The sequence below is a fragment of the Pseudomonas sp. R37(2017) genome, from assembly GCF_002113375.1.
In the GTDB taxonomy this organism is placed as follows: Bacteria; Pseudomonadota; Gammaproteobacteria; order Pseudomonadales; family Pseudomonadaceae; genus Aquipseudomonas.
On record NZ_NEHO01000006.1, the window covers coordinates 290,170 to 314,268 of the forward strand.

Consider the following 24,099-nt stretch of genomic DNA (forward strand, 5'->3'; position numbering starts at 1 on the left):
ATGAAGAGCAAATGGCGATAGCAATTGTCCTGATACTAATCGTTATTGCATCAGTGCTATTCCACATACTGGCGCCCTGGCAGGCGACACCGGCAGCGTCCAACTGGGGATCCATAGACACCACTCTGTTCATCACCCTGATCATTAGCGGAATATTTTTCATTGCCATCACGGGATTCATGGCGGTGGCGCTGATTCGGTATCGCCACAAGAAGGGGGCCAGGGCGGCCTACCAGCCGGAAAACAAAAAGCTGGAATCATGGTTGATTGTCGTTACTTCGATCGGCATTGCCGCGATGTTGGCGCCAGGCCTGGTTGTCTACAACGATTTCATTCGGGTACCGAAAAATGCCTACGAACTTGAAGTGATCGGCCAGCAGTGGCAGTGGGCCTTTCGTTTTGCCGGGCAAGACGCAAAGTTGGGCAAGTCGGATATCAGGTTTGTTGATGGCGCCAATCCCCTCGGCCTTGATCCCAAGGATCCTGCAGGGCAGGACGATGTGCTTGTAATGAACAATGAAGTTCGCCTTCCGCTCGATCGGCCGGTGAAAGTGTTACTGCGCTCCAAAGATGTGCTGCACGATTTCTATGTACCGCAAATTCGCAGCAAGATGGATATGGTGCCAGGGATGGTGTCGTACTTTTGGTTTACGCCAACTAAAACCGGAAACTATGAAGTCCTTTGTGCTGAATTTTGTGGCGTAGGGCATTACAGCATGCGCGGCCATATGATCGTGGAAGAGCAGGGCGTCTTCGATCAATGGCTGAAGGCCCAACCCACTTTTGCGCAGACATTGGCGACAGCTGCCAAACCCGGTCGAGACAGCGCGCTGGAAAAAGGCCGCCTGTTGGTCGAACAACTCGGCTGCAAGGCCTGCCATAGCCAGGATGGCAGTGCCAGTCTCGGCCCGGGGTGGAAGGGGATGTACGGTCGCACCGAACAGCTTGCCGATGGCTCCAGTGTGGTGGTCGACGATGCCTACCTGAAAGAGTCGATTCTCGATCCGCAGGCCCGCCTGGTTAAGGGTTATCCGCCGGTCATGGTGGCCTATACTCTCAAGGACGATGAGCTGGGTGCTGTCATCGCCTTGATCAAGTCACTGGGTGTCGCGGGGCAAGGCGAAGAACCTGCTACAGGTGAAACTTCGCAAGACCTGGCGGCACAAGGGCAGCGGCTGGCCGGGTCGCTTGGCTGTCTGGCCTGCCACAGTGTCGATGGCACCAAAGGCATCGGTCCCAGCTGGCAGGGTCTGTATGGCAAGACAGAAACACTTGCCGACGATGCAAGCGTAAAGGTCGATGAGGGCTATTTGAAAGAATCGGTTCTTCATCCCAATGCCAGGATCGTCAAGGGCTATGCAGCCGTCATGCCGGCCTTCGCTCCCAGTGACAAGGAGCTGAATGCACTGATCGCTTTTATCAAGTCCAAAGCGAACGCTGACGCTGATGCGAGCAAAGCGGAGCCAGGGAAGTCACCGTAGAGCAGCCGGAAACACACTGAAACTTCGGCAGGAGGATGACGTGATGGCCTATGCGGAGCAAGCCGAGACAGAAGCGCTGCACGAGCCCAAAAGCTTCCTGACCAAATATATCTGGAGTCAGGACCACAAGGTCATAGCCGTTCAATATTCCCTGACGGCTCTGTTCGTGGGGCTTGTCGCGCTGGTGTTGTCCGACTTGATGCGCATACAGATTGGCTTCCCCGGCAGTTTGGCGTTCATGGATGCCAGTTCTTATTATCAGGCGATGACCATGCACGGCATGATCATGGTCATCTACTTGCTGACGGCCTTGTTTCTGGGGGGCTTCGGCAACTACCTGATCCCGTTGATGGTGGGCGCCCGCGACATGGTCTTCCCCTATGTCAACATGCTCAGTTACTGGTTTTACCTGCTGGCGGTACTGGTGCTGCTCGGCAGTTTTTTCGTCCCGGGCGGCCCCACGGGTGCCGGCTGGACGCTCTATCCGCCACAGTCCATAGCTCAGGGGACACCGGGAGTGGAGTGGGGCATTGTCCTGATGCTCACCTCGCTGGCGATTTTCATTGTCGCCGCCACCATGGGCGGGTTGAACTACGTCACCACGGTGTTGCAGGCGCGCACGCACGGCATGACCTTGTTTCGCATGCCGCTCTCGGTATGGGGAATCTTCATGGCCTCGATCATGGCCTTGCTGGCATTCCCGGCGTTGTTCGTCAGCGCGGTGATGATGTTGTTCGACAAGCTGTTGGGCACCAGCTTCTTCATGCCGGCGATGGTCTCACTGGGGCAGCAGCTCGATCACCAGGGCGGCAGCCCGATACTGTTCCAGCACTTGTTCTGGTTCTTCGGCCACCCGGAAGTCTACATTGTCGCTCTCCCGGCTTTTGGCCTGGTCTCCGACCTGATCAGCACCCATGCGCGTAAAAACATCTTCGGCTACCGAATGATGGTGTGGGCCATCGTTGCGATCGGGGTACTGAGTTTTGTGGTGTGGGCGCACCATATGTATGTCAGCGGAATGAACCCGTACTTCGGCTTTTTCTTCGCGGTCAGCACCTTGATCATCGCGGTACCGACTGCGCTGAAAGTCTATAACTGGGTACTGACCCTGTGGCGCGGCGACATCCACCTGACCGTGCCGATGCTGTTTGCCCTGGCTTTTATCGTTACCTTCCTGGTCGGCGGTCTGACCGGTCTGTTTCTCGGCAATGTGATCGTCGATATACCGCTTTCGGATACCTATTTCGTCGTGGCCCATTTCCATATGGTCATGGGTGTCGCGCCAGTACTGGTGGTGTTCGGCGGCATCTATCACTGGTTTCCGAAAGTCACCGGGCGCATGACCAACGACACCCTGGGCAAACTGCATTTCTGGATTACCTTCCTGGGCACCTACGCCATCTTCTTCCCCATGCACTACCTGGGTTTCCAGGGTATGCCACGCCGTTACTACGCCTATGAAAACTACGCGTTCATACCGCAGTCGGCGCAAGAGTTGAATGCGTTCATTACGGTGGTCGCATTGACCGTCGGCGTTTCCCAATTGCTGTTCGTGTTCAACCTGGCCTGGAGTGTGTTCAAGGGCAAGCCCGCGGGCAGTAATCCCTGGGGCGCAGCCAGTCTGGAATGGCAAACGCCGAACACTCCGCCGAAACACGGTAACTGGGGAGCGAAGCTGCCAGTCGTGCATCGCTGGGCCTATGACTACAGTGTGCCGGGGATAGACCAGGACTTCGTGGCGCAAACGGTCTCTGCCGAGGAACTGGAGCAAATGCGCCAACTCAGTGCCGGGGCTAAAACAGCGGACGTCAAGACATGAACAGACTGCTACTGAAAAACGCCGGCAGCGTTGACCCAGGCGGCAGCTGGCGTCGCGACCCCGAGGAGATCGAGGCCGCCGAGGCGGGCGATAGAAGCCAGACCGCAAGAGTAGGCCTGCGCTTGTTTCTGGTGGTGGTGAGCTCGTTATTCTTCCTCTTCCTGATAGCCTTTGTTGCCCGCTCACAAATGACCGACTGGCAACCCCTGACAGAGCCTCTGGCACCGCTGGCCAATCTCTGGTCGCTCTGGCTGAACACGGCTTTTCTGGTACTCGGTTGCATCGCACTGCAATGCTCGCGCATGGCTGCCCGAGCGGCTCGGCCGGGCTTGACTGTCATTGGATTTGCCTTGGGGGGCGTGTTTGCAATTGCCTTTCTGGCGGGGCAACTCTGGGTCTGGCAGCAGTTTGTCGACTGGGGTTACTTTGTCGCCGGCAATCCGGCCAACAGTTTCTTCTACCTGTTGACCGGCCTGCATGGGCTCCACCTGCTGGGGGGGCTGATCGCCTGGTGCTGGATCGCCGCCAAATTTCTGCGTCAGGTGCCGCTGGCACAACTCAGTGCCAGCGTAGAGCTCTGTGCCATCTATTGGCATTACCTGCTGGGTCTCTGGTTCGTGCTGTTCGCTCTGCTGGCCAGTACGCCGCAAACCTATGAAGCCATCGCCAGATTCTGCGGCCTGAGGTGAAAAGCCATGGCATCGCATCCGCAATCCCCGGTTGAAACCAACTCATCCAATTTGCAGGGCTCGCCACCAGCACCCGGATGGCAGGGCATCGCCAGCGACTGGTCCTCGGACCGAGAGGCCTTCAAGCAGGTGCCTTGGGGCAAGGCGATGATGTGGATCTTCCTGCTCAGCGATACGTTTATATTCAGCTGTTTTTTAACCGGCTACATGTCGGTTCGCATGACTATCACTACGGCTTGGCCGAACCCGAGCGAAGTGTTCGCATTGACCATCGGAGGAAGGGAAATCCCGCTGATTCTGATCGCCATCATGACCTTTGTGCTGATCAGTAGCAGCGGCACCATGGCCATGGCCGTCAACTACGCCTATCGCCGTGATCGCGCGAAAACCACGGCCCTGATGCTGGCGACCGCAGCCTTGGGCGTGACGTTCGTCAGCATGCAGGCTTTTGAATGGAGCAAGCTCATCGCTGAAGGGGTGCGGCCTTGGGGAAACCCCATGGGGGCGGCGCAATTCGGTGCCAGCTTCTTCATGATTACCGGTTTTCACGGGCTGCATGTGTCAATCGGCGCCATCTACCTCAGCATTGTGGCGCTGAAGGTTTTGCGCGGAGATTATGAGCGTTCCGGCAACTATCAGAATGTCGAGATAGCCGGGCTTTACTGGCACTTCGTGGATTTGGTGTGGGTGTTTATTTTTGCTTTCTTCTATTTATGGTAGAGGAGCACAGGCGATGGCACATGTTCAGGGGCAGCAACATCCAATCAGTTTGTACCTCAAGATCTGGGGGCTGCTATTCGTCCTCAGCACGCTGTCGTACCTTGTCGACTATTTCCACTTCCATGGTTACCTGCGATGGTTCCTGATCATCACGTTCATGCTGTTGAAGGCGGGTTTGATTGTCTCCATCTTCATGCACATGGCCTGGGAGAGATTGGCCATGGTCTACGCGATATTGGTGCCACCTTTGTGTTTGCTGGTGCTCGTCGGGCTGATGGCCACCGAGGCAGACTATGTCTTCCTCAGCCGGGTCGTTTTCTTTGGCCAGTAAGCCCTTTTCGAATAGCCTTCAGTGTCCGGGCGCTAACCCGATATCACTCGCTTGAACTGATGCCATTTGTGCTGCCAGGCCACAGTCCAATGGGGGGCTGCCGCTCCAGTGCCGGCAATCTTGAGCTTTGGATGTTGGCTGATTACCTGATCCAGAAGCGATTCCTGGTTCGGCTCGACATCGACGAAGAAGATGTGCTTGCCCTCGGTTACCACCTGCTTGAAATTGCGGAAGTGGGTATTTGTCACCTGAAAGCCAAAAAAGCCGCCTTCCCAGATGCAGAAGCCCAGAATGACAATGGAAAGGAAGACAAAGGGCATCCAGCCTGCGGCGGATTCGGTCCAGCCCATCCACCAGGCGCCAACCAGAACCAGTGCCGCGAGTGGCAAACCGATCACCGCACCGATCTCACCGGAGTGAACGGCATCCTGTTCCATTAACGAGTTGACCTCGTGGAGGTGATGTTCTTCGACATCGGCAACTTTTTCACTGAGCACATGAATTTGTTCGGAATTGATGCCACTGGCTTCGAGTTCATATTCAACGGATTCAAGATCGTTGAGATTGTCACTGATGTAATAGTGCCGATTCATGCCACACCTCCGGACTTGGGTTTGCTGTAGACCTCCTCTGTCCGGCAGCCGTCAACTTGAAGTTGCAGTCGGTGTCTGTGCCGTGGGGAACATTGCACACTTCATGCAACATGAAAAAAAGTATAGCACTCGCCACCCTGCTGATCGGTCGCTAGTTGATCTGCACAATGACCGGACCTTCCGTTACGATCGGCGGGTTCGCATGGATATGCGAGGTGTTCTTCTGAACCCACTCACGCGCAACTTTCAAGCTCGCATCACTGCCGGCCTTGTCCGTGCAAACAGTGATCGAAGTACCACCATCACCCGTATTCAACAGCGTGTAGCTGACGAGCCCGGGTACTGTCCGCAAGGTAGCGTCGATGTCGCCTTTGCGCTCTTCCATAAGCTCGAATAGCTGCCTGGCTCCGGTACCCAGGTAGGTTCTTATCACTGCATACATGGTCGTCTCCTTTGGGCGTTGCGTCTTGATGCCAAAGCAGATCCCTTGAAGGCTGCAATCACCCTGGTTTCAGTTCCCCTTGATTCAATAAGCTTAGCCAAACGCCGGGGACTATCGAAATGCCGCGACCACCGGCTACTTCTGGCTGGTTGCTGCGTGTGGGGAAGGGCTGCAAACCACCCAGGATGGTCAGTCGGAAGGCATAAAACGGCCATGGCTGCTGTCGCCAATCAGGATGGCAAATTAGTGGCTATGCTGGGTCAATTACCTGTACGCATTGCAGGGGAATGCTTGCGCAGGCTCGTGAAAACGTGATCACCTCGCTTCAGGCGACTTCACAATTTGCCCTTGTGCCACGGAGTCGTCACTGATATGAACAAAAAAGAAGCTAGCCGGTAGTACCACGACATAGAGAAAGTTGAAGAGATGAAACCCTATGTCATGGCTATAACCGAGTGCGGGGTATATCCGGCTTTGCAACCTGACGCTGAAAATGCAGTAAATCGATCGTCAGGCGAGGCCGGTCAGTTTTTCTTCTTGATTAATTTATTGATGTAGTATTTCAGGCTCAAACGATCTTTTGGCCTTGGTTTGTAGTGGGTTTTGTTTCTTTGTGTGGGGTCGATCGCCATGGTTGCGGCGGTATAGTAGTAAAGCGCTATTGACCTGCGGGTGATGTGCTCTGGAGTCGTCAAAGGTTCTGGGTGCCCATGATTGCTGTCTTTGTCTGTGTTGAAAATGACGCAGCGATTGTAAATGGGCAGGACTTTCTTGAGACAAGTCTTCATGCCGACATCCCAAAGCTCCAGGTTGCCGCCGTATTCTTCTTGCCAGTCTTCATTCAGATAAATGATGACATTCAGTCTGCGCTCGACATTCAGCTTTTTGTTCAGCCTGAAGTCCGAGTGCACGCCCAGGAAACCACCGCTTTTCGTTTCATGCAGGCCGCCACCTGTAAAGTAGGGGTCGGGTATCAAACCTTGAATGCCTGTTAGTTTTTCAAGAAACTGCAACATCGGTGCCGAGTTAAAGGCGTTGAAGACACTCTTCAAAAAGGGGGTGCATTCGTTGGGGCTGATTTGACGTTTCAGTTGACCTTTGTAGCCGCGCTCATAGAGCATTTCATTGTTGGTCGGCTCGCTTGGGAAGTGCGAACAGATACTCGAAATCAGCTCTTCATGCAAGAAATTGTCGATGACTATATGTGGAAATGGCGTAGCCTGAACATAGTGGCTGGTCAATGAGTCGCCAAGGGCGCTGGCAGCGCTTTGGTTGAAATCAAGCTCCGGGGACAAGGTGATAGGTAGTGCTTGAGTGATGGGTGCCATTATCGCTCCAATAACTTGATATAAAGACTTGCAGGGGACATGAAATAGCCATGAGCAGGTTGCGTCTGCTCGTCGCTTAGCTTTTTCTGTCATCCTTGTTCAGGCGCTTGAGGATGTTGTTGTACATTTTGGTTCGTCTATGAGACTTGTCATAACCGCCAGCCGCTGCCACAGTGCCGGCTTGAATGTGATCAAGATAGCTGAAGATTTTACGCGGCGATAACATTTCCACGGTATAGCCAAGCTCGGTCATGCGGTCCTGGAGAGTATATCCTGGTACGCGATCATCCATGGAAAAATGCATGTCATGTTGCTTGATAAGTTTGCAGTTCCATAATGTGCAGAAGCTTTTCAAGTAGACTTCCCTGTACGGTTTTGGTTCTCTTGAGCGTAATCCCATGGTGATTTTCAGATGTCTGTAATGATGCTTGAACAGTCGTGAGCTAAAGCGCCAAAGCGTTCTTGCAGTACCACGATTGATTTGCTCGACACAGCCCACGGCCACGGTTTTCGGGTTTTTCAAGCACTTGTTCAACATCATTGGGAAAACGTTTTTGTCGAAAACAAATGTATCTGTGTGCATCAGGAATAAATAATCAGTTTCAACTCGTTGCAAAACCAGATCCAGTGCCTTGCCATGTGCGATGTGGCCAGCTTCTGGTCCAGGAGCAGAGCGCTCGATTAAATTGATCCAGTCAAGGGTTCGTAAGTATTCAGTGCTTTCATCGGCGGAGTTGTTGTCAACTACCCATATTGGAGTGTTGTCGTTGCCTAAGTGTTGGTGCAGTAAGTCCAGGCATATCTTGGTGATTTCGGGTGTTTTGTAATTCACTATGACTATGCTGAAGGATTTGCAGTTTTCAGCCGTCGTATCGGGATTGGTCATTGTTTGTTTGCTCAATGGTGCTTTAATTGTTTTTAGCGGTAATTGAACCTGTATCCGGCTTTTCGCTTGTTCTCCGCGAAAAATCCTGCGCGGCTATAGAGCTCGGATTGTCAGGCCGCATTGTCATGAATAATAGCCGTGGTTCACCCAGACCTGAAGGAGAGCAGTTGAAAAGGATCGCATCCTATAAGGATCTGCTATACAGGTAAACAACCATGACCTGATTCGTTATGGCAGCAGGCCTGTCAGTGAATACAGCCTCGGTTGTAGACGCTGGCAGGGTCTGCTGCTGGTCGACTTCTGCGTGTCATCGAAACAACCCGGCGTCAACTGAACCTTGAACACTGACGCAACTGCGCCGGACTCACTCCAAGGCGTTGTTTGAAGGTGGTCGTCATGTGCGCCTGGGAGTTGAAGCCGCAGGCGTAGGCGATTTCAGTCAGCGTGGCTGTCGAGTCGCGCATCAGGGCTCTGGCCCTGGCCAGGCGTCGGTCGATCAGATAGGCATGTGGGCTTTTGCCGGTGGCGTTTTTGAAGGCCCGCATGAAGTAGCCTTCGGACAATCCAAGCAGGCCTGCCATCGCCGGTACACTCAACGGACCGTCGAGGCCGGCATCAATGAACTCATCGAGCAGGCGCATCCGGTTGCCGGTTATCGCGCCTTGGGGTGCTGTCGGATCCGCTTCGCTCCCCGTCACCCGTTCGGCCAATGCCAGTGCCCAGGCCTCCCAATCGTCCCGCACTGAAGCCTGCAATAGTGCGGCGCGCATTCGCCATGCGAGAGCAGTGGCTTGCTGATCGATGCGATTGTTGAAAGCGCGGTCCCCCTCCAACGCAATACCGTCATTGCGCATCACCCGCAGGTATTCACCGCCCTTGGGTGATTCGGACAACACGTCACACCCGACCGGGATGAACGCCAGGCCGTTGGGCATGGCATCGAAGGGTTGTATCCGGTCGCTGCCGATCGCGTGCAGGCCTCGCTGGCTGTCGAAGGCAAAGCCGATTCCCGCCTGATTCGCTACATATCGGGTCGCATAGGCGCAGCCAGGAAGCAATTCGATCGCCCAGGGGCCGGCCTCGATTCGGCGGACCGGTTCGGACAGAAGTGGTGAATGCAGTCGGTTTCGATGGCTCATGAGCGCCATAGTAGTGAAGAAGGGGCATGAAAGTCAGGTCGGTTTTTTGAAAGCCTGCGGACTGCGCCCGTGTGCAGACTGGGCAAAACCCCAGGGAGCTGACTCATGCACACACTGACTCGCGACGACATCGAACAGGCTGCACGCCACGTTTACCAGGTCATGCCTGCCACCGCCCAGTACCCTTGGCCTTTATTGGCTCGACGGTTGGGTTGCACGGTTTGGGTCAAGCACGAAAATCACACGCCTACCGGTGCTTTCAAAGTGCGCGGCGGTATCACGTTCATGCACTGGCTCAAGCGCGAGCATCCGGATGTGAAGGGCATCGTCAGCGCTACCCGCGGCAACCATGGCCAGAGCCTGGCGCTGGCGGCGGGCGCACTGGGGTTGCGGGCCTTGATCGTAGTGCCGGAAGGTAACTCGCTGGAAAAGAACAACGCCATGCGCGGCTTTGGCGCTGAAGTGGTCGAGTACGGCCGCGATTTCGACGATGCCCGGGAAGAGGCCGCACGCCTTGCTCGGGAGCATGACCTGTTCTTGGTGCCGCCGTTTCACACCGAGCTGGTAAAAGGCGTCGCCACCTATGCATTGGAGTTATTCAGCGCCGTCCCTGACCTGGATACGGTGTACGTACCGATAGGCTGTGGATCGGGGATCTGCGGGGTCATCGCCGCCCGCGATGCGCTGGGCCTGGAAACGGAGGTGGTTGGCGTGGTTTCCACGGAGGCGGCGGCTGCACAGTTGTCATTTGACTCGGGTGCAATCTGTGAAACCGCCTCGGCCAACACTTTTGCCGACGGCCTGGCCGTACGCAAGCCCATCGCCGAAGCCTTTGCCGTCTACGCAGCAGGTGCGGCGCGGATCGTAGCCGTCAGCGATGAGCAGATCGCCGAAGCCATGCGCGTGTATTACACCGATACCCATAATCTTGTCGAAGGAGCCGGTGCGGCGGCGCTGGCAGCGCTGATTTCGGAGCGTGACGCCATGTCGGGCAGAAGGGTGGGTGTGATTCTGTCCGGCGGCAACGTCGACAGACCGGTGTATGCGCGAGTGATTTCGTGAAGGGGGCTATAGCTGTGGTCGCATAAATTTGAAATGCACGGCGTAGCCCTACACAATCGCGCCCCGATCCGGCCAAAGGTGCCGGACGCTCGTGGTGAAAAGGGGCCGCAGTTGAACGAACAGACATTGTCCATGCGCCTGGAACGCGTGGCGGCACATGTGCCAGCCGGCGCGCGGCTGGCCGATATCGGCTCGGATCACGGCTACTTGCCGGTGGCGTTGATGCGCCGTGGCGCCATCGCAGGGGCAGTGGCCGGTGAGGTGGCGTTGACGCCGTATCACGCGGCCAACCGCACCGTGCGCGAAAACGGCCTGGATTCGCGGATCACCGTGCGCCTGGCCGATGGCCTGGCGGCAATCGAACCGGGTGACGGGATCACGGCAGTCAGCCTCTGCGGGATGGGCGGCGAAACCATCCGCGACATTCTCGATAGCGGCAAGGCGTACCTGAGCGGCCGGGAGCGCTTGATCCTGCAACCCAACGGCGGCGAGCAGCCATTGCGTCTATGGCTGATGGAAAATGGCTACCGCATCCTCTGCGAGGAAGTGCTGCGGGAAAATCGTTTCGATTACGAAATCATCGTCGCCGAGCGCGCCGGGCCGGTGATCTACACCGCCCAGGAACTGTACTTCGGCCCGTTGCAGCTGCAGGCACGCAGTCCTGCGTTCCTGCTCAAGTGGCAGCGCAAGCTGCGCCAGAAGCAGAAGACCCTGAGCCAATTTGCCCGGGCGCAACAGGCCGTGCCGGAGGAAAAGGTGCGGGACATCGCGCGCCAGGCCCGGTGGATCACCCAGTTGCTGGCTTGAGCCCGTCCCGGGATCTTTTACGCGTCTTCGTTCACGCGACTCAAATTTCAGAAGGCAATGTTCACTATTCGCAGGGTCAGGCAGTGTGAGTTCAGCGTGAATTCGATTATTTTTTTCGACATCAGACCGGAAACGATTCAGCCGCTTGGCGACGATGGTTTCAGCCAATGAAACCGGGACTTTCGAGTGCTGGAAACAATACCGTCTGTCGCGGTTCAAGCTCAAAAAGTGAACGATCCCGATAAGCTCGGCTCTGATGTACCAGCAAGCGGATCCTGTGAGATGCCGCTTTGCACTCCCTAGTAAAATGGACGGATACCCCATCTGCATTGAATGCAATGCGCATGGGGTTTTTTTTACCTGAGACCTGGAGTGATAGTATGTCGTCATCACTGACTCGCGGGGCGAGTCGCTCTCTCTTGTAATACCCAACTATTCCAGTTGCTTTAACCAATGTGAACTTGATCGTGCAGGCGTGATTAACTTTTTCACGTTCCTGGGGCATGATCTATTTACTCTGCCGCAATAAGTGGAGATGTAGTCGTGGATATAAATACAATTGTCGGCCTGCTCGGCCAGAAAGAATCCATGGAATTTTTGCGTTTGGGCGTTGTTTACGTTCACCTGTTGGCCTGTTGCGTAGCCATTGGCCTGGTGTTTGCCAGCGATGTCGCGATGGTCAAGGATCTATTGAAGGGGCGTGTGTCGTCGGGGCACGATCACGAACATATGGCAAGTCTTCAGAAGTCTGTTGCCAATGCATTGTTATTCTTGTGGATAACCGGAGCTGCAATTATCGGGATTGATTATCTTGATAAAGGAATGACTTATTTTGCCAATCCGAAACTTCAGGCCAAAGTCATTATTGTGTTGCTGCTGACATTCAACGGCATGTTGTTGCACCGCTATGTATTGCCGGCAATGCTCAAGGCCGGGTCGTTGCTTGATCTCCATATCAATGTGCGCATGTTTGCCTTGTTCTCTGGCGCACTGTCGGGTGTGTCCTGGCTGTATGCCGCCATGCTCGGTGTCGGTCGCCCACTGGCCTGGAAATACTCGCTGACCGAGTTGCTGATGGCCTATCCGGTGTTGATCGTGCTCGGCTTTGCGATGATGGTCGCGCTGACCCAGTGGGCCCGTAAACGCAATGAGGAGCAGCCCGCTCAAGAGACCTGGCTGTTCGCTGGAATTCCTGCGCGGTGAGCTGACGAGCATCCAGGAGAAGACGGCTAAAACCGTTTCAACCTTGCAAACATCAAACCCCCTCCTGGCGAGGGGGTTTTTTGTGTCCGTATGAATACCCGGCGTACAAGAACCCCGGCTCGATTGACTGCACTGGTCCGTCGACACCTGATAGTAGAAGCCAGTCTTCCATCCGGCGCGGGGAGGGTAGCGAGCTCGGCCTGAACCTACCGCTCATCGCCAAGGCATGAAATAAGCTTTGACATCATTGGAGCCTTGATTGAGTATTCAACCATCGCATGCGATCAAATCGAATGCGACTACAACAACATCAACCCTTGCCGTTTGGAGACACCGCCATGAACACCGGAAGCCGCCGCAGAATGTTTGTCTCTACCGCTCAAGCCTCCCATGGCCATAACGGCAACAACTGGATCATTGCACACACCCATTGATCAACGTCGTCTTTTAAGTATCAACAATATCGTATGCGATTAAATCGTACGAATTCATAACCAGAGGAATCCCCCATGAGCAAGATCGAAAAAGTACTGGCAACCGGCAAGACCCACACCACTCACAACAGCGCGGGCAACACGTCGCGTGGGCATAACGGCAACCTCGACATCGTGCTGTCGTCCCCGGGCAGCGATACACCCGCACACGTGCTCACTGCCGTGCAGCCGCACCCGAAAGCCGAGCAACTGTTCGCCGGCGCGTGGTCGGCCTGCTACATCGCAGCGGTGGGGCTGGTCGCCCAGCAGATGAAAGTGACACTGCCGACCGACACGGCGGTCGATATTGAAGTCGATCTGGGCCAGACCGGCGCGGCTTACTTCCTCCAGGCGCGACTGACATTGCGCGTGCCGGGACTGGACCATGGCGTGGCGACTGAACTGGCCCACAACGCCGATGCAATCTGCCCGTACTCCAAGGCCACGCGCGGCAACATCGATGTCGCCATCAACGTCCTGACCGCATGACCCACTGCACGGCCGGTTCACCGGGGATTTACCGGGTGAACCGGCCGACGGTGTTTATGCGCAGTTCCGATATCATCGCGTACGACGTATAGTTTCAGTCTCGCCAGACTGAACCAAGAGAACGTCCATGAAAAACACCGACAAGACATCCGCCCTGGATCTCAAACTCTCCGACTTCCTGTGTTTTGCGGTCTATTCCACCAACCTGGCCTTCGGCAAAGCCTACAAGCCGATGCTCGAACGGCTCGGCCTGACCTACACGCAATACATCACCCTGGTGGCGCTGTGGGAGGAAGACAACCAGACTGTCGGCAGCCTCGGCGAAAAGCTGTTCCTGGAATCCAATACCCTCACGCCGATCCTGAAGAAGCTTGAAGCGATGGGTTATTTGCTGCGCCAGCGTGACCCGGAAGACGAGCGCCAGGTGCGGATCAATCTCACCAAAGAGGGGCGCAAACTGCGTCAAAGCCTGCGTGAAGACGGCTTCCCGCAAACCGGTCTTGACCCCGACGAATTCGTGCAAATGCAGAAGGCCATTGTGAAGTTACGCGGCAATCTCATCCGGACGACGAAAGACAGGATGTAGGAGCGAGCATGCTCGCGATGGTCGCCAACGATAACGCTGGCGGCCTGACACCCCGCGTTGTTCTCGGGTTCATCGCGAGCATGCTCGCGAGAAACGCCAGGACAACGCGGGCATTCAGACAACCCACGTCATCGTTGACGTCCATCGCGAGCATGCTCGCTCCTACAGGGTTCAATCAACACCAGCAGGTGAATTTTGATACCCGGCCTTCGGTCTGAAGCCACGCCCCCGATTCTGGAGTGAACTCCCCCACTAATGGGCGCGATTCCCCAGCCGAGTTCGCGCGTGCAGCAGCTCAAGCACTACAAGTTCCGAGCAATGTTTTCGGGAGCGTTCAGGTCGGATGACAGGTGCTCCTGCATCAATGGCAGGGTAATTGCTGAGTGAGCTCATCCCGAGCACGAAGGTGCAGAGTCGGGAAACTGTGGATCTGTAAGTACCTACATTGAGTGATTGCGCATAACCATCGGTTGGCATCACGAAATACCCTGGCTACTCAATAGAAGTGCTGCAGTCATCCTCTGCCACCGACCAGGGGAAATGCCAATGAGCCATTCCAAGTCAGCGCTGCGCCTGTTTTCGGCCTTGATCATTACATGGACGACGTGCACCAGCTTTTACATGGCCTTTTTCAATGTCCCGGCAGGCCTGAAACTGGCCATTGTCGACTTGAATATTTCCCTGGCGGCATTGTTCTTACCCATTCTGCTGCTGATCAAACCTTTCGTTCGCCGTCTTTTCTGCTTTCTGGTGTGCCTGCTGATGGTCTCGTTGGTGGCGGCCGACGATCCTCCCGGCAATGACAATCAGAATAATGAGAAGTGGCTGGAGCCGGCACGCTCCAGGCTCATGCACATAAATGGCGGGATGCCGTTCTTTCCGCACCGGGCCAATACCACCGGTAACCTGGTCTTGAATGTGAAGGACTTCGACAATGCCCAGGTATGTGGTGCTTGTCATACGGAGATCTACAGGCAGTGGCGCTCGTCAATGATGTCCCAGGCCTGGGATGAACCCATCTACAGGGCCTTGCTCAAGCGTGCGAGTGCGGGCACCGAGGGCAAGGTCGACAACTTCTGCACTGGCTGCCATACCCCGATAGGTCTCACGACCGGGCAGATCACTTCGGAGGTCAACCGCTCCTCGATCGAAGACAGCGCGAAGAATCATCCAATGCCCGGAGTCGATTGCGAGTCCTGCCACAACATCAGTGCCCGCACCGGCCTTGATAACGGCGCCTATGTCATGAGCCCTCGAGCCCACGGTAAACCGACCAAGTTCGGCCCACGCAAAGATGCCGTTTCGCCTTATCACGACACCGTGTATTCGGCTCTGCACACGCGTTCGGATTTTTGCGGCACCTGCCACAACGTCACGCATCCCTTCAGCAGCGTGGCGGTCGAGCGCACCTATGACGAATGGCAGGAAAGCACCTACAGCCTTAATGATGTCACCTGCCAGAGCTGCCACATGCCGGGTTTCAAGGGGAAGGCCGCGATCATGGGGCCGGATCGCGAAGAGGTTGCCTCGCACTGGTTCAGCGGCGCCAACGCGATGATGCTCAAGCATCTCGGTCAGGAAGAGGGGTCGCAACGGGCGCGCGAGATGCTCGGGCGCGCCGGGGAAATCACCTTCCAGCAATTGCCGGCGACGATCATTCCCGGGGAATACACCTCGGTAGCGGTCAAGGTGACCAATGTCGGCGCCGGGCACAAGTTGCCGACCGGCTTTCCGGAAGGACGGGAGATGTGGATCGATTTCCGGGTGCTCGATGCCACTGGTCGCGAGCTCTACCGACTGGGTTCGATCAAGGACGGCAAGACCGAGGACAACACGCGAAATTTCAAAGTGCACATCGGCGACAAGGACGGCAATCCATTGGACGTCGAGGTCTGGAATGCCACGCAGATTCTTTCGGACAACCGCATCCTGCCCAAGGGCTACGACATCGGGGAATTCTCCTTCCTGGTGCCGGCCGATGCCGTCGGGCCGCTGACCCTGACCGCCGATCTGAACTACTGGCCGTTTTCCCAGAAGCTGGCCGACTACCTGCTCGGCAAGGATCATTTGAAGGTGGAAATCACCCGGATGGCCAACGTCACGCAGAGCATACCCCTGGCGACCAGCCTGTCGGCCGCCGGGCCGGATACGCGGCATTTTTAGCGCTGCGTCTCCACGTCGGGATCAGCGCAATGACTTGAGGAAGTAGTGCCGGCTATGTCCCGGAGGATAATCATCCAGGCGTCCAAATTCGGAGTAGCCAAGCTTTCGATAGAAGCCGGGGGCCTGAAAGCTGAAAGTCTCCAGCCAGATACCCAGGCAGTGCTTTTCCCGCGCGGTCTCTTCGGCCATGTGCATCAAGCGTTCTCCGATGCCTTGGCCGCGCATTGATTCGGGAACGCTGACAAGATCGATGAGCAGCCATCGATAGGAGATTTTGCCGTACAGTCCGCCGATGACTTCGTTGCTGGCGGGGTCTCGTAGCAACAGAGCAAATGTTTCATGGGCGTCGTCCCCGCCTTTGGCCTGGTTATGGGCCAGCAACGGGGCCAGGATGCTCAGCCGTTCTGCTTCAGTGGCGTTTTGCGAAAGTTGAATTTTTACAGGCATGGTGCTCTCCCTGAGCGGTGTATGGCGGTTTCCTCAGGGTATCTTATTGCTCTCACGCCATGGAAGGTTCCGGCCGGCACCGCGCAGGCGGGCGACTGTTGGTCGGATGCGGCACAGATCCGGGTTTTATGAGCTGCGTGTTTACTGAAGTGTTCAACGGTGTTTTAAAACAATGGGTTGCTGGTAGTTGTGAAAGCGAATGCTTGTTGACGCTCGAATTCGCTCCGACTTAAGTCTGATATCCGGACGCCTGGCTCCGGGGACATACGACTGATGGCCGGCGCCACCGCCGATTCCCTGCTATTAATCAAGGATGTTCGAGTGCTTGTTTTTTTTGGGGAGCGCGTCATGAGTCCAGTCATTCGTATCGGCATTGTCGACGATCATCCGATGTTGCGTGAGGGCGTTGCCAATACCTTGAGGAAACGGGCGGATCTTCAGGTCGTGGAGCAGGGCGCCAATGCGGACGAAGCCAGGGATATTGCCCAGAGGGCGCATCCGGATGTGATGTTGATGGACGTGAATATGCCGGGGGATGTTTTCGCCGCGGTGCGGTTCATTTCCACTCAATTGTCGGATGTGAAGGTGTTGATGCTGACGGTTTCAGAGTCCGAAGACGATGCCTTCCTGGCACTGGAGGCCGGCGCGCGCGGGTATGTGCTCAAAGGTGTCAGCGGACCGGACCTGGTCCTGGCGATCAGGTCGGTTGCCAAGGGTGAGACCTATATCACTCCCGAGTTTGCCAACAAACTGCTGGGCAACTTCAAGCAGCACGAAGGGGAAACCCACAAGTGTGATCTGACCCATCGGGAGGAGGAGGTCATTCTCGAAGTTTCAAAGGGGCTGACCAACAGGGAGGTGGCGACAAAGCTGTCGATCAGCGAAAAAACCGTCAAGCACCACATGGGCTGCGTGATGCAGAAACTGAATGCCCGCAATCGTGTCGAAGCGATCTCGGCGCTACGGCATTACCGGGAGCGCGAAACTTACGGGCGACTTCACCTCGGCGCGACAAAACCACCCATGGATGCCGGAACGGCGCCTGACTAGAGCTTGAACTGTGCCTTTACCGACGTACCGGAGGCGCAGGAGTCGATGTTGAACAACCCGCCCAGCGATTCAACGCGATAACGCAAACCGGCGAGACCCAATCGGGTCCTGCCGGATTTCTCCAGCAGCATGGCGTCCGCCGCCATGCCAGGACCACTGTCCCCGACGCTGATGTTCAATACGCCATCGATGTATTTCGCCTGGATGACCTGACCCTCGCCGTTGGCATGACGGTAAGCGTTGTTGAGGGCTTCCTGGACAAAACGGTACAGACAGATTTTGAGCGGCAGTGGCGCGGCTTTCGGTAGCGCCCCCAGCGTCAATTTGACCTTGGTGCCCGTGCGTTGCTCGTGCCGTTGCGCCACCAGTTGCAACTCATCTGCCAGGCTCAACTCGTTGATTTCCGGCAGTGCCAGGCCTCGTGACAAATCGCGGACCTCACGCAATGCATCGGTGGCGGCGCCGCGAATGGTTTCCAGCGACTCCTGATCGACCGCGGAGCAGTTCTCGGCCAGGTCGTCGAGACGGATCAGAATCAGGGTCAACAGCTGCGCCGGCCCATCGTGCAGGTCTGCGCCAATGCGCCTCAAGGTGAGTTCGTTGACATGGGAAAACTCCTGGGTAGCCGTCGCCATCTTGTGCTGGAGTTCGGTATTGCTGGCGTGCAGACGGGTTTGCTCTATCAGCCGCAAACGCAGTGCCACCTGCTGTTGCTGGATAATCTTGTCCCCGCGCCGCACGATGAAAAACAGCAGCGTCAGCATGGCCAGCGTCGCGGCGCCGACGACCGCCCATACTTCCTCTCGGACCCGATTGATCTCGCGCTTGAGGCTATCGGCCTTTTCATAGAACTCGCCCACCGCGATGATTTTCCCGCTGCGTGAATCCCGCAGGGGCGCGTAGATCTCATAGAGCGGCACGTTCAGGTTGCGCTCGAATGTGTTCTCATCCTCGTCCAGTTCTTGAAAGTCGGTGACCACCTTGCCCTTGAGTGCCTCACTGATCTCATCCAATGGGAACTGAAAGTTGGTGATGTCTTTGTTCGTGCTGTAGATCACCGTGCCATCTGCTCGCCAGATCTTGATCGAGACAATGTGCTGTTTCAGCGAACGACTTTCCGTGAGGTGGTCCAGGGACTGGACACTTGCAGCCGAGAGCGCGTTGTCCCGGCTCAACTCCTGCACAAAGGGCTCCAGAAACGTATCCATGTACTGGGCGCCTGCTTCTGCTGCGCTATGTATCGCGGCACTTTCTATGCGTGCGCTGACCAGATTGCCGACGAAGAACATGGTCAGCCCGAGGATCACCGCAGCGGCAATGACAAACTGGGTCGAGTTGCTCAGCTTGCGTGCCCTTATGCTCATACGGGTGCGCCAGACTCCATTGCCAGGCCCATCGGAAACAGGGGCTGGCTCCTCCAGCGCCTCAGTGCCCTGCGCGGTAAAAGTCTGGTTCGGTGATTCGACCTTTGCATCTTTTGCCATCGGCCAGGCTCCCTGATCATCGTGACAGGTCGGTTGCAAACCCTGCGGCGTGGCGCCAATCCGAAGATTGGCGCCACGCCCATGACTGACAGTAGTTCAGGGTGTAGCGATTCGACAGTTGCGCTGGTCGACTGCACACCGCCTGTTCAAGGTCTGGGTTCAGGCTTGCGCGGCGCTGACCTTGCCAGTGACCGTGGCATTCTTGCGGACCGCTTGATACAGCAGGCTGGACACCATGAACCCGACAATGGCCAACAGACTCATCAACGAGAACACATAGTTGTAGCCTTGTTGGCCCGGGAAATGGTCAAGGATCGCGCCGTAGATCACATAGGCGAACATGCCGGGTGCATAGCCGATCAGGCAACCGATGCCAAAGGCCGAACCGGTGATGTGCTGGGGAATGCCGACTTCACCCATGGGAGCCCAGAACACGCCGCGCATGGAAAAGACAATCAGCGCGAAGGACAGGGTGGCCGCCATGCCCGCGTAGATGAAACCCGGGCTTTTCGGGATGAGCATGATCACGCCCATCAACGGTAACAAGGCCAGGAATGCCCATTTCAGATAGCGACTGGCGCTCTTGAATTGCTTGTCGGCAATGAAGCCGCCAGCGGGGCCGCCGAGAATCTTGAGGAAGTACTGGTTGATGATGCCGTAGGCACCCACCAGGGCCACGGGCAGTCCGTACATTTCCTTGAGGTAAGGAATGAAATAGGTCAGGCCGCAGTACACGATGTAGACCATGAACACGTTGAGGCTGACCAGCCAGATACCCGGCACCTTGATGGCCTCGAGCAGGTTCGACATACCGTTCTTCGGCTTGACGGTCGACTGGGTATTGCCGCCCTTGAGCAGCAGCCAGGTCAGCGTGCCGGCAAGAATGTCGATGACCGAGTAGAAGAGGATCGCCGACTTCAGGCCGTTTTCACCGGAGCCCATGGCAACGAAGACGCCCAGTGCAGAGAAGGCCACCAGGGTATCGATGACGCCACGCCCGCCTTCGAGAAGGCCAAACAGGCGTCCCTGCTCCTTGTCGTCGCCCAGATTGCGGATGGCTTTGAGCAGCGAAGGCCAGAAGATGCAGTCCGCACACACGGCCAGCAGGGAGAACACGATCAGCAGACTGCTGAACGGCGGAAAGGTCGCCAGGTAGAGCCCGAGACTGCCGGTACCGATCAGGCCCAGGGGAATCAGCTTGCGGGTGTCGTACCGATCGGCGAGCACGCCGCCCACCACGAACAACGCGGTGGCGATGATGGCGTTGGCGCTCAGCAGCACGCCGATTTCGGTGTGGGTCAGCCCCATGAATTCCTGCATGGGGATATAGAAGGCGTCCTTGAGATTCGCCAGCTTGTAGATGGTGCCGCCACCGAGGATGAGAATCAGGAATCTGAGCCATTTGGCCTTGTCGTGGGATGTCATTATTGTTCTCCAGGCTTGATTGGGTAGGCAGTGCCGCAAGGCACGTCAGGTTCAGGCGTCAGTGCAATGGGCCAGGGTCAGCTCGGCCAGGGTTCGAAACTCCGCCAACAGGCTTCGTACATAGGCGACCTGGTTGTTGGCCCAACGGTGTTCACCGGCGAGCATCTGGTCCAGCGAGAAGCCTTCCGGCAGTGCTGTTTCACTCATCTCCCGGTAGGCAATGAACGGGTCGGCGGCTTCGTCGAGCTGGCGGAACGCCGGGGCAACGTAGTGGTTTTCCTGCTCGAGAATGAAGGCGATCACTTGCGGGGTCGATTCACCGAGCATCAGCAGTTCGAACAACAGGCGAGCGTTGGGCAGGTCGTCTTCGTCGCTGCCTTGCAGCACGCCGTAATGCCCGAAGCCGTTTTGCTCGGGGACGATGCGTACACCCTTGAGGTGGGTCTGGCGTATGTGCGGCGCCAGGTTGCGCAGCGCCGCAAGGGGCTGCTCGCAGGCATTGATCATGTTGCCGAAGTCGAAGAGGGCGTGCAGGCGAGGGTGGTTCAGGCGGTTCAGCAGTTGCGCGATCTCGCCGCTCTTGAGTTCCTCATGCTGCTCGAAGTCGAAGTACAGGTCGTGCTCGTCTGCCTGCTGCGCGAGGTAGTGCAGGTCTGACTCGATCACGTCCATGACCCGGGACAGCGCCCCTTCGTAGCGTGAGTAGACACGGATATTGCGGGTGCCCAGCGCCTTGGCAATGGCGATCACCTGATCGACATCTTTTTTCAAGGTGCTGCTGATTTCCAGATGCACATCCAGCCCGAGTGCCCTGGCCTTGTCTGCAAACGCCTGAAGTTGCGCAGGCGCCATTTGACTCAGGCTGTTTTCTTCCCCGTCGAGCAAGTGCAGGCTCAGCCCCTGCAACTCGTGGCGCCAGGCGAAGTCCAGCAGGTCGGCGGGTGTCACGCGGCCATGGGTCAGGTTGGTCAGCAAGGGATAGGCATGGGCAAACAGGCGCAGTTGCGCCAGTCGGTCGAGCAACTGGCGAGCCAGTGCCTCGGTCAGCAGGGGGGGCGTTTCGGCCTCGGCAGCCTTGTGGCTGAGCAAGGCGTTGAATCGTTCCTGGATCTTATTGTTCATTCGAGTCGTTCCTGGTTCAGACGCCGGGTCTACCGGCGCAGTCTTTATCGCGCCAGTCAGGAACTCTCGATAGATCCATTATCGGTTAAATCTTAAGACCACTTGCCTCGCGTCAAGTGGCCTGTTGCAGATAGCCCATTGAGCTCAAGGCCTGGGCCAGCGCTTCGACTCGCGCCTGGGCCTGGTCCTCGGGGGTACTGGCAAAACCGATCAGCAGCGCCGGCGGCAGGACATGTTCGAGACAATAGTCACTCAACGGATAGGTATGAATGCCCTGCTGGCCGAGCTCCCTGGCCAGGGTGTCGTCATCAAGATGCGCGGGCAACCAGGCGATCAGGTGCATACCGGCTTCCACCGGCGTGATCCTGAAGAACGAGCCCAAGCGTTGCTGCAGTTGTTCGACCAGCGCTTGCTGGCGTGCCTGGTACAGCGCACGCATTCGACGAATATGACCGATAAAGTGGCCTTCGCGCATGAAGTCTGCCGTGACCGCCTGCAGCAGTGTGGGCGGGCTGCGGTCCATGACCGCGCGCAGGGTACAGAAGGGTTCGATCAAGGCGTTGGGCAGTATCACGTAACCCAGCCGCAGCGAGGGGAACAGTACTTTGCTGAACGTCCCGGCATAGATGACTCGGGCCCATTGGTCCATGGCATAGAGTGCCGGCAGGGGGCGGCCGTTGTAGCGAAACTCGCTGTCGCAGTCGTCTTCGATGATCCAGCTTTGATTGTGGGCGGCCCAATCGATGAGTTCCTGGCGCCGCGCATAACTCATGGTGATGCCCAACGGATGCTGACGCGAAGGTGTGGTAAACACCAGACGGGCGTCAGGACACAGCGACAGGCCTTGCCGGACATCGATCCCCTGATCGTCGATACGCAGCGGCACGACCAGACCACCCTGGGCCTGGAGCGCAATGCGCGCCGCGATATGCCCCGGATCTTCCATCCAGAAACTGTCCTGCGGATTGAGCAACAGCATGCCCAGCAGGTTGAAGGCTTGCTGGGCGCCGGAAACGATGACCACCTGTTCGGCAGTGCAATCGATGCCCCGGGCATCGAACACATACTCGGCAATCGCCTCGCGCAGGGCCAGCAAACCTTGCAGTTCGCCATAACCGAGCATGGCCTTGGTCGGCTTGTGCAGGTGGCGGTTCATCAGCCGCTTCCAGACCGATTGCGGAAATGCGTCATAAGCGCTGTGGCTGGGCAGGAAAGAAGTCGGGCTTCCGGTTGCCCAGTCCGCATAGGAAACGCCACGAAAATGATCGCTGCGCAACGACAGCATGGACTGGCTCAGATTGGACAGGCGGGGAGGCTGGCGCTGGCTTTCTTCGTCATCGATGCCGCGGCTCTCCCATTCATCGCCGACATAAGTCCCGGCCCCGGTGCGCGACGTCAGAAAACCTTCGGCAATCAACTGATCGAACGCATTGAGAATGCTGATTCGAGACAGCTGCAGTTCTTTGCTCAAGGTCCGGGTGGAAGGCAGTCGTACCCCGCCCTGAATCCTGCCGCTGAGAATCTGTTTGCGAATCTGCAAGTAGAGTTGGCGGTACAAGGGGATTGAACTGGCACGGTCCAGCTCGATACCTGACAACAGCAAACCGGTGGAGGATTTCATTATTTCGTTCGTCTGGATGGCGTGTGAATTGGCCTGAATCGCTGTCAGGCACCGGAGGAGAAAGGGTATCGAGCAGGGCTGGATAAGTCATCTTTTGAACAACCCGGAATTTGTACGCAGGCCTGCAAGGTCCAGCTGCTTTTTCATTCGGTCCACAGAAAAGTGGGTCAATGAAATATATCCGGCAAGAAGTAACAAATAATAAAAATGAACTATACCCAATAGGGGCAGTCGCTCCTGCCTCCCCACCCCCGGGACATGATGGCACTGAAGATGATCGTCCCAAGAACTTCAACGTCATACAAATCGAGGGATTGTGGTTATGAACGCCTTGAAAATTGCAGCCAGCGATGCGGTTCGAGATTGCTTCAGCAATCCCCGTGAAATTGTCCGGCTCGACCAGACTGACTTTACCGATGTCGCGGTTGCCGTGCTCTCGATAGAAGACTTGGCAGCAGGGTCACTGGACGCCATCAAGCGTACCGGTTTCGACATCCCTATCTTTCTGGTGGCCAGGAAGGTCCACAGCAATCGCTCCCTGGAGGTCTACAAACAACTGCAGGATGTGATTTTGCAGGTCAATGGTGTCTTTGATGTGTCCAGCAATAATGCCCAGTACTACGGCAACCAACTGGAAACAGCCGCCAAAGCCTACGAAGACAGCCTGCTGCCGCCGTTCTTCGACTCGCTCAAGCACTACACCGAATCCGCCAACGCGACCTTCGCCTGCCCCGGTCAC

The 24,099-nt window shown here is 56.6% G+C and carries 23 protein-coding genes; 13 read left to right on the plus strand and 10 right to left on the minus strand.

Annotated elements, in window-relative coordinates; translation table 11 throughout:
• Positions 1–11: 11 nt before the first annotated feature.
• Genes CAG47_RS13210 through CAG47_RS13230 form a run of 5 tightly spaced genes read left to right on the plus strand, consistent with a single transcriptional unit; the run spans position 12 to position 5,040 of the window.
• A complete protein-coding gene (locus CAG47_RS13210; RefSeq protein ID WP_085725296.1) occupies positions 12–1,481 on the plus strand; it encodes a cytochrome c oxidase subunit II in 1,470 nt (489 codons plus the stop codon).
• Between the two features lie 43 nt (positions 1,482–1,524).
• Positions 1,525–3,300, plus strand: coding sequence for a cytochrome c oxidase subunit I (gene ctaD, locus CAG47_RS13215; RefSeq protein ID WP_085725297.1), 1,776 nt, complete (start codon positions 1,525–1,527; stop codon positions 3,298–3,300).
• The gene (locus CAG47_RS13220) at positions 3,297–3,989 is read left to right on the plus strand and encodes a cytochrome c oxidase subunit 3 (protein WP_085725298.1); all 693 of its coding nucleotides are present in this window, start codon (positions 3,297–3,299) and stop codon (positions 3,987–3,989) included. Before ctaD ends, CAG47_RS13220 begins: the two co-directional genes overlap by 4 nt.
• A 6-nt stretch (positions 3,990–3,995) precedes the next feature.
• The gene (locus tag CAG47_RS13225) at positions 3,996–4,709 is read left to right on the plus strand and encodes a heme-copper oxidase subunit III family protein (RefSeq protein WP_085725299.1); all 714 of its coding nucleotides are present in this window, start codon (positions 3,996–3,998) and stop codon (positions 4,707–4,709) included.
• A 13-nt stretch (positions 4,710–4,722) separates the two neighbouring features.
• Entirely contained in the window at positions 4,723–5,040 is a 318-nt protein-coding gene (locus CAG47_RS13230; RefSeq protein WP_085725300.1) for a cytochrome C oxidase subunit IV family protein, read from the plus strand.
• A gap of 32 nt (positions 5,041–5,072) precedes the next feature.
• Here the strand turns inward: CAG47_RS13230 and CAG47_RS13235 are convergent, their stop codons facing one another.
• From CAG47_RS13235 to CAG47_RS13255, 5 genes are all read right to left on the minus strand, one after another.
• Entirely contained in the window at positions 5,073–5,633 is a 561-nt protein-coding gene (locus CAG47_RS13235) for an NAD/FAD-utilizing enzyme apparently involved in cell division (protein ID WP_085725301.1), read from the minus strand.
• A gap of 151 nt (positions 5,634–5,784) precedes the next feature.
• Positions 5,785–6,075 (minus strand): hypothetical protein, encoded by a 291-nt coding sequence (locus CAG47_RS13240; RefSeq protein WP_085725302.1) that lies wholly within the window; start codon positions 6,073–6,075, stop codon positions 5,785–5,787.
• Between the two features lie 524 nt (positions 6,076–6,599).
• The gene (locus CAG47_RS13245) at positions 6,600–7,403 is read right to left on the minus strand and encodes a 2OG-Fe(II) oxygenase (protein ID WP_085725303.1); all 804 of its coding nucleotides are present in this window, start codon (positions 7,401–7,403) and stop codon (positions 6,600–6,602) included.
• Positions 7,404–7,479: 76 nt separating this feature from the next.
• Complete coding sequence (locus CAG47_RS13250; RefSeq protein WP_085725304.1) at positions 7,480–8,289, minus strand: glycosyltransferase; 810 nt, start codon at positions 8,287–8,289, stop codon at positions 7,480–7,482.
• Positions 8,290–8,615: 326 nt separating this feature from the next.
• Positions 8,616–9,437, minus strand: coding sequence for a helix-turn-helix transcriptional regulator (locus tag CAG47_RS13255; RefSeq protein ID WP_085725305.1), 822 nt, complete (start codon positions 9,435–9,437; stop codon positions 8,616–8,618).
• A gap of 96 nt (positions 9,438–9,533) precedes the next feature.
• Between CAG47_RS13255 and CAG47_RS13260 the strand changes: the two genes are divergently transcribed.
• From CAG47_RS13260 to CAG47_RS13290, 6 genes are all read left to right on the plus strand, one after another.
• A complete protein-coding gene (locus tag CAG47_RS13260) occupies positions 9,534–10,490 on the plus strand; it encodes a threonine dehydratase (RefSeq protein WP_085725306.1) in 957 nt (318 codons plus the stop codon).
• 111 nt (positions 10,491–10,601) lie between these two features.
• Complete coding sequence (locus CAG47_RS13265; RefSeq protein WP_305881839.1) at positions 10,602–11,297, plus strand: tRNA (adenine(22)-N(1))-methyltransferase TrmK; 696 nt, start codon at positions 10,602–10,604, stop codon at positions 11,295–11,297.
• Between the two features lie 588 nt (positions 11,298–11,885).
• Positions 11,886–12,500, plus strand: coding sequence for a hypothetical protein (locus CAG47_RS13270; protein ID WP_085725308.1), 615 nt, complete (start codon positions 11,886–11,888; stop codon positions 12,498–12,500).
• A 509-nt stretch (positions 12,501–13,009) separates the two neighbouring features.
• Positions 13,010–13,462, plus strand: a complete 453-nt coding sequence (locus CAG47_RS13275; RefSeq protein WP_085725309.1) for an Ohr family peroxiredoxin — start codon at positions 13,010–13,012, stop codon at positions 13,460–13,462.
• A 127-nt stretch (positions 13,463–13,589) separates the two neighbouring features.
• Entirely contained in the window at positions 13,590–14,048 is a 459-nt protein-coding gene (locus tag CAG47_RS13280; protein WP_085725310.1) for a MarR family winged helix-turn-helix transcriptional regulator, read from the plus strand.
• 546 nt (positions 14,049–14,594) lie between these two features.
• On the plus strand, positions 14,595–16,211 hold the full coding sequence (locus tag CAG47_RS13290; RefSeq protein WP_085725312.1) for a multiheme c-type cytochrome: 1,617 nt from the start codon (positions 14,595–14,597) through the stop codon (positions 16,209–16,211).
• Positions 16,212–16,232: 21 nt separating this feature from the next.
• Here the strand turns inward: CAG47_RS13290 and CAG47_RS13295 are convergent, their stop codons facing one another.
• Positions 16,233–16,658 carry an N-acetyltransferase gene (locus CAG47_RS13295; RefSeq protein WP_085725313.1) on the minus strand — a complete coding sequence of 142 codons (426 nt, stop codon included), beginning with the start codon at positions 16,656–16,658 and terminating at the stop codon, positions 16,233–16,235.
• A gap of 348 nt (positions 16,659–17,006) precedes the next feature.
• Between CAG47_RS13295 and CAG47_RS13300 the strand changes: the two genes are divergently transcribed.
• On the plus strand, positions 17,007–17,708 hold the full coding sequence (locus CAG47_RS13300) for a response regulator transcription factor (RefSeq protein ID WP_085725314.1): 702 nt from the start codon (positions 17,007–17,009) through the stop codon (positions 17,706–17,708).
• Here CAG47_RS13300 and CAG47_RS13305 read toward each other — a convergent pair.
• The 4 genes from CAG47_RS13305 to CAG47_RS13320 form a co-directional block, all read right to left on the minus strand.
• Positions 17,705–19,192 carry a sensor histidine kinase gene (locus CAG47_RS13305; RefSeq protein ID WP_085725315.1) on the minus strand — a complete coding sequence of 496 codons (1,488 nt, stop codon included), beginning with the start codon at positions 19,190–19,192 and terminating at the stop codon, positions 17,705–17,707. The two genes, CAG47_RS13300 and CAG47_RS13305, sit on opposite strands and share 4 nt — an antisense overlap.
• A 159-nt stretch (positions 19,193–19,351) precedes the next feature.
• Positions 19,352–20,617, minus strand: a complete 1,266-nt coding sequence (locus CAG47_RS13310; RefSeq protein ID WP_085725316.1) for an MFS transporter — start codon at positions 20,615–20,617, stop codon at positions 19,352–19,354.
• Between the two features lie 51 nt (positions 20,618–20,668).
• Positions 20,669–21,739 carry a sugar phosphate isomerase/epimerase gene (locus CAG47_RS13315; RefSeq protein ID WP_085725317.1) on the minus strand — a complete coding sequence of 357 codons (1,071 nt, stop codon included), beginning with the start codon at positions 21,737–21,739 and terminating at the stop codon, positions 20,669–20,671.
• 112 nt (positions 21,740–21,851) lie between these two features.
• On the minus strand, positions 21,852–23,360 hold the full coding sequence (locus CAG47_RS13320) for a PLP-dependent aminotransferase family protein (protein WP_085725318.1): 1,509 nt from the start codon (positions 23,358–23,360) through the stop codon (positions 21,852–21,854).
• A gap of 322 nt (positions 23,361–23,682) precedes the next feature.
• On the opposite strand from CAG47_RS13320, the gene CAG47_RS13325 reads away from it, so the two are divergent.
• Positions 23,683–24,099, plus strand: a 417-nt coding sequence (locus CAG47_RS13325) for an Orn/Lys/Arg decarboxylase N-terminal domain-containing protein (protein ID WP_305881840.1), incomplete at its 3' end; no start/stop codon positions are given.

What these genes read in the sequence shown, in the direction of transcription:
- CAG47_RS13245 (WP_085725303.1), bottom strand. Translation starts at nt 7,403, where the DNA reads ATGGCACCCATCACTCAAGCACTACCTATCACCTTGTCCCCGGAGCTT.
- CAG47_RS13235 (WP_085725301.1), bottom strand. Translation starts at nt 5,633, where the DNA reads ATGAATCGGCACTATTACATCAGTGACAATCTCAACGATCTTGAATCC.
- CAG47_RS13320 (WP_085725318.1), bottom strand. Translation starts at nt 23,360, where the DNA reads ATGAAATCCTCCACCGGTTTGCTGTTGTCAGGTATCGAGCTGGACCGT.
- CAG47_RS13250 (WP_085725304.1), bottom strand. Translation starts at nt 8,289, where the DNA reads ATGACCAATCCCGATACGACGGCTGAAAACTGCAAATCCTTCAGCATA.
- CAG47_RS13315 (WP_085725317.1), bottom strand. Translation starts at nt 21,739, where the DNA reads ATGAACAATAAGATCCAGGAACGATTCAACGCCTTGCTCAGCCACAAG.
- CAG47_RS13230 (WP_085725300.1), top strand. Translation starts at nt 4,723, where the DNA reads ATGGCACATGTTCAGGGGCAGCAACATCCAATCAGTTTGTACCTCAAG.
- CAG47_RS13240 (WP_085725302.1), bottom strand. Translation starts at nt 6,075, where the DNA reads ATGTATGCAGTGATAAGAACCTACCTGGGTACCGGAGCCAGGCAGCTA.
- CAG47_RS13255 (WP_085725305.1), bottom strand. Translation starts at nt 9,437, where the DNA reads ATGGCGCTCATGAGCCATCGAAACCGACTGCATTCACCACTTCTGTCC.
- CAG47_RS13270 (WP_085725308.1), top strand. Translation starts at nt 11,886, where the DNA reads ATGGAATTTTTGCGTTTGGGCGTTGTTTACGTTCACCTGTTGGCCTGT.
- CAG47_RS13295 (WP_085725313.1), bottom strand. Translation starts at nt 16,658, where the DNA reads ATGCCTGTAAAAATTCAACTTTCGCAAAACGCCACTGAAGCAGAACGG.
- CAG47_RS13290 (WP_085725312.1), top strand. Translation starts at nt 14,595, where the DNA reads ATGAGCCATTCCAAGTCAGCGCTGCGCCTGTTTTCGGCCTTGATCATT.
- CAG47_RS13275 (WP_085725309.1), top strand. Translation starts at nt 13,010, where the DNA reads ATGAGCAAGATCGAAAAAGTACTGGCAACCGGCAAGACCCACACCACT.
- CAG47_RS13305 (WP_085725315.1), bottom strand. Translation starts at nt 19,192, where the DNA reads ATGGCAAAAGATGCAAAGGTCGAATCACCGAACCAGACTTTTACCGCG.
- CAG47_RS13310 (WP_085725316.1), bottom strand. Translation starts at nt 20,617, where the DNA reads ATGACATCCCACGACAAGGCCAAATGGCTCAGATTCCTGATTCTCATC.
- CAG47_RS13225 (WP_085725299.1), top strand. Translation starts at nt 3,996, where the DNA reads ATGGCATCGCATCCGCAATCCCCGGTTGAAACCAACTCATCCAATTTG.
- CAG47_RS13300 (WP_085725314.1), top strand. Translation starts at nt 17,007, where the DNA reads ATGAGTCCAGTCATTCGTATCGGCATTGTCGACGATCATCCGATGTTG.
- CAG47_RS13260 (WP_085725306.1), top strand. Translation starts at nt 9,534, where the DNA reads ATGCACACACTGACTCGCGACGACATCGAACAGGCTGCACGCCACGTT.
- CAG47_RS13210 (WP_085725296.1), top strand. Translation starts at nt 12, where the DNA reads ATGGCGATAGCAATTGTCCTGATACTAATCGTTATTGCATCAGTGCTA.
- CAG47_RS13220 (WP_085725298.1), top strand. Translation starts at nt 3,297, where the DNA reads ATGAACAGACTGCTACTGAAAAACGCCGGCAGCGTTGACCCAGGCGGC.
- ctaD (WP_085725297.1), top strand. Translation starts at nt 1,525, where the DNA reads ATGGCCTATGCGGAGCAAGCCGAGACAGAAGCGCTGCACGAGCCCAAA.
- CAG47_RS13280 (WP_085725310.1), top strand. Translation starts at nt 13,590, where the DNA reads ATGAAAAACACCGACAAGACATCCGCCCTGGATCTCAAACTCTCCGAC.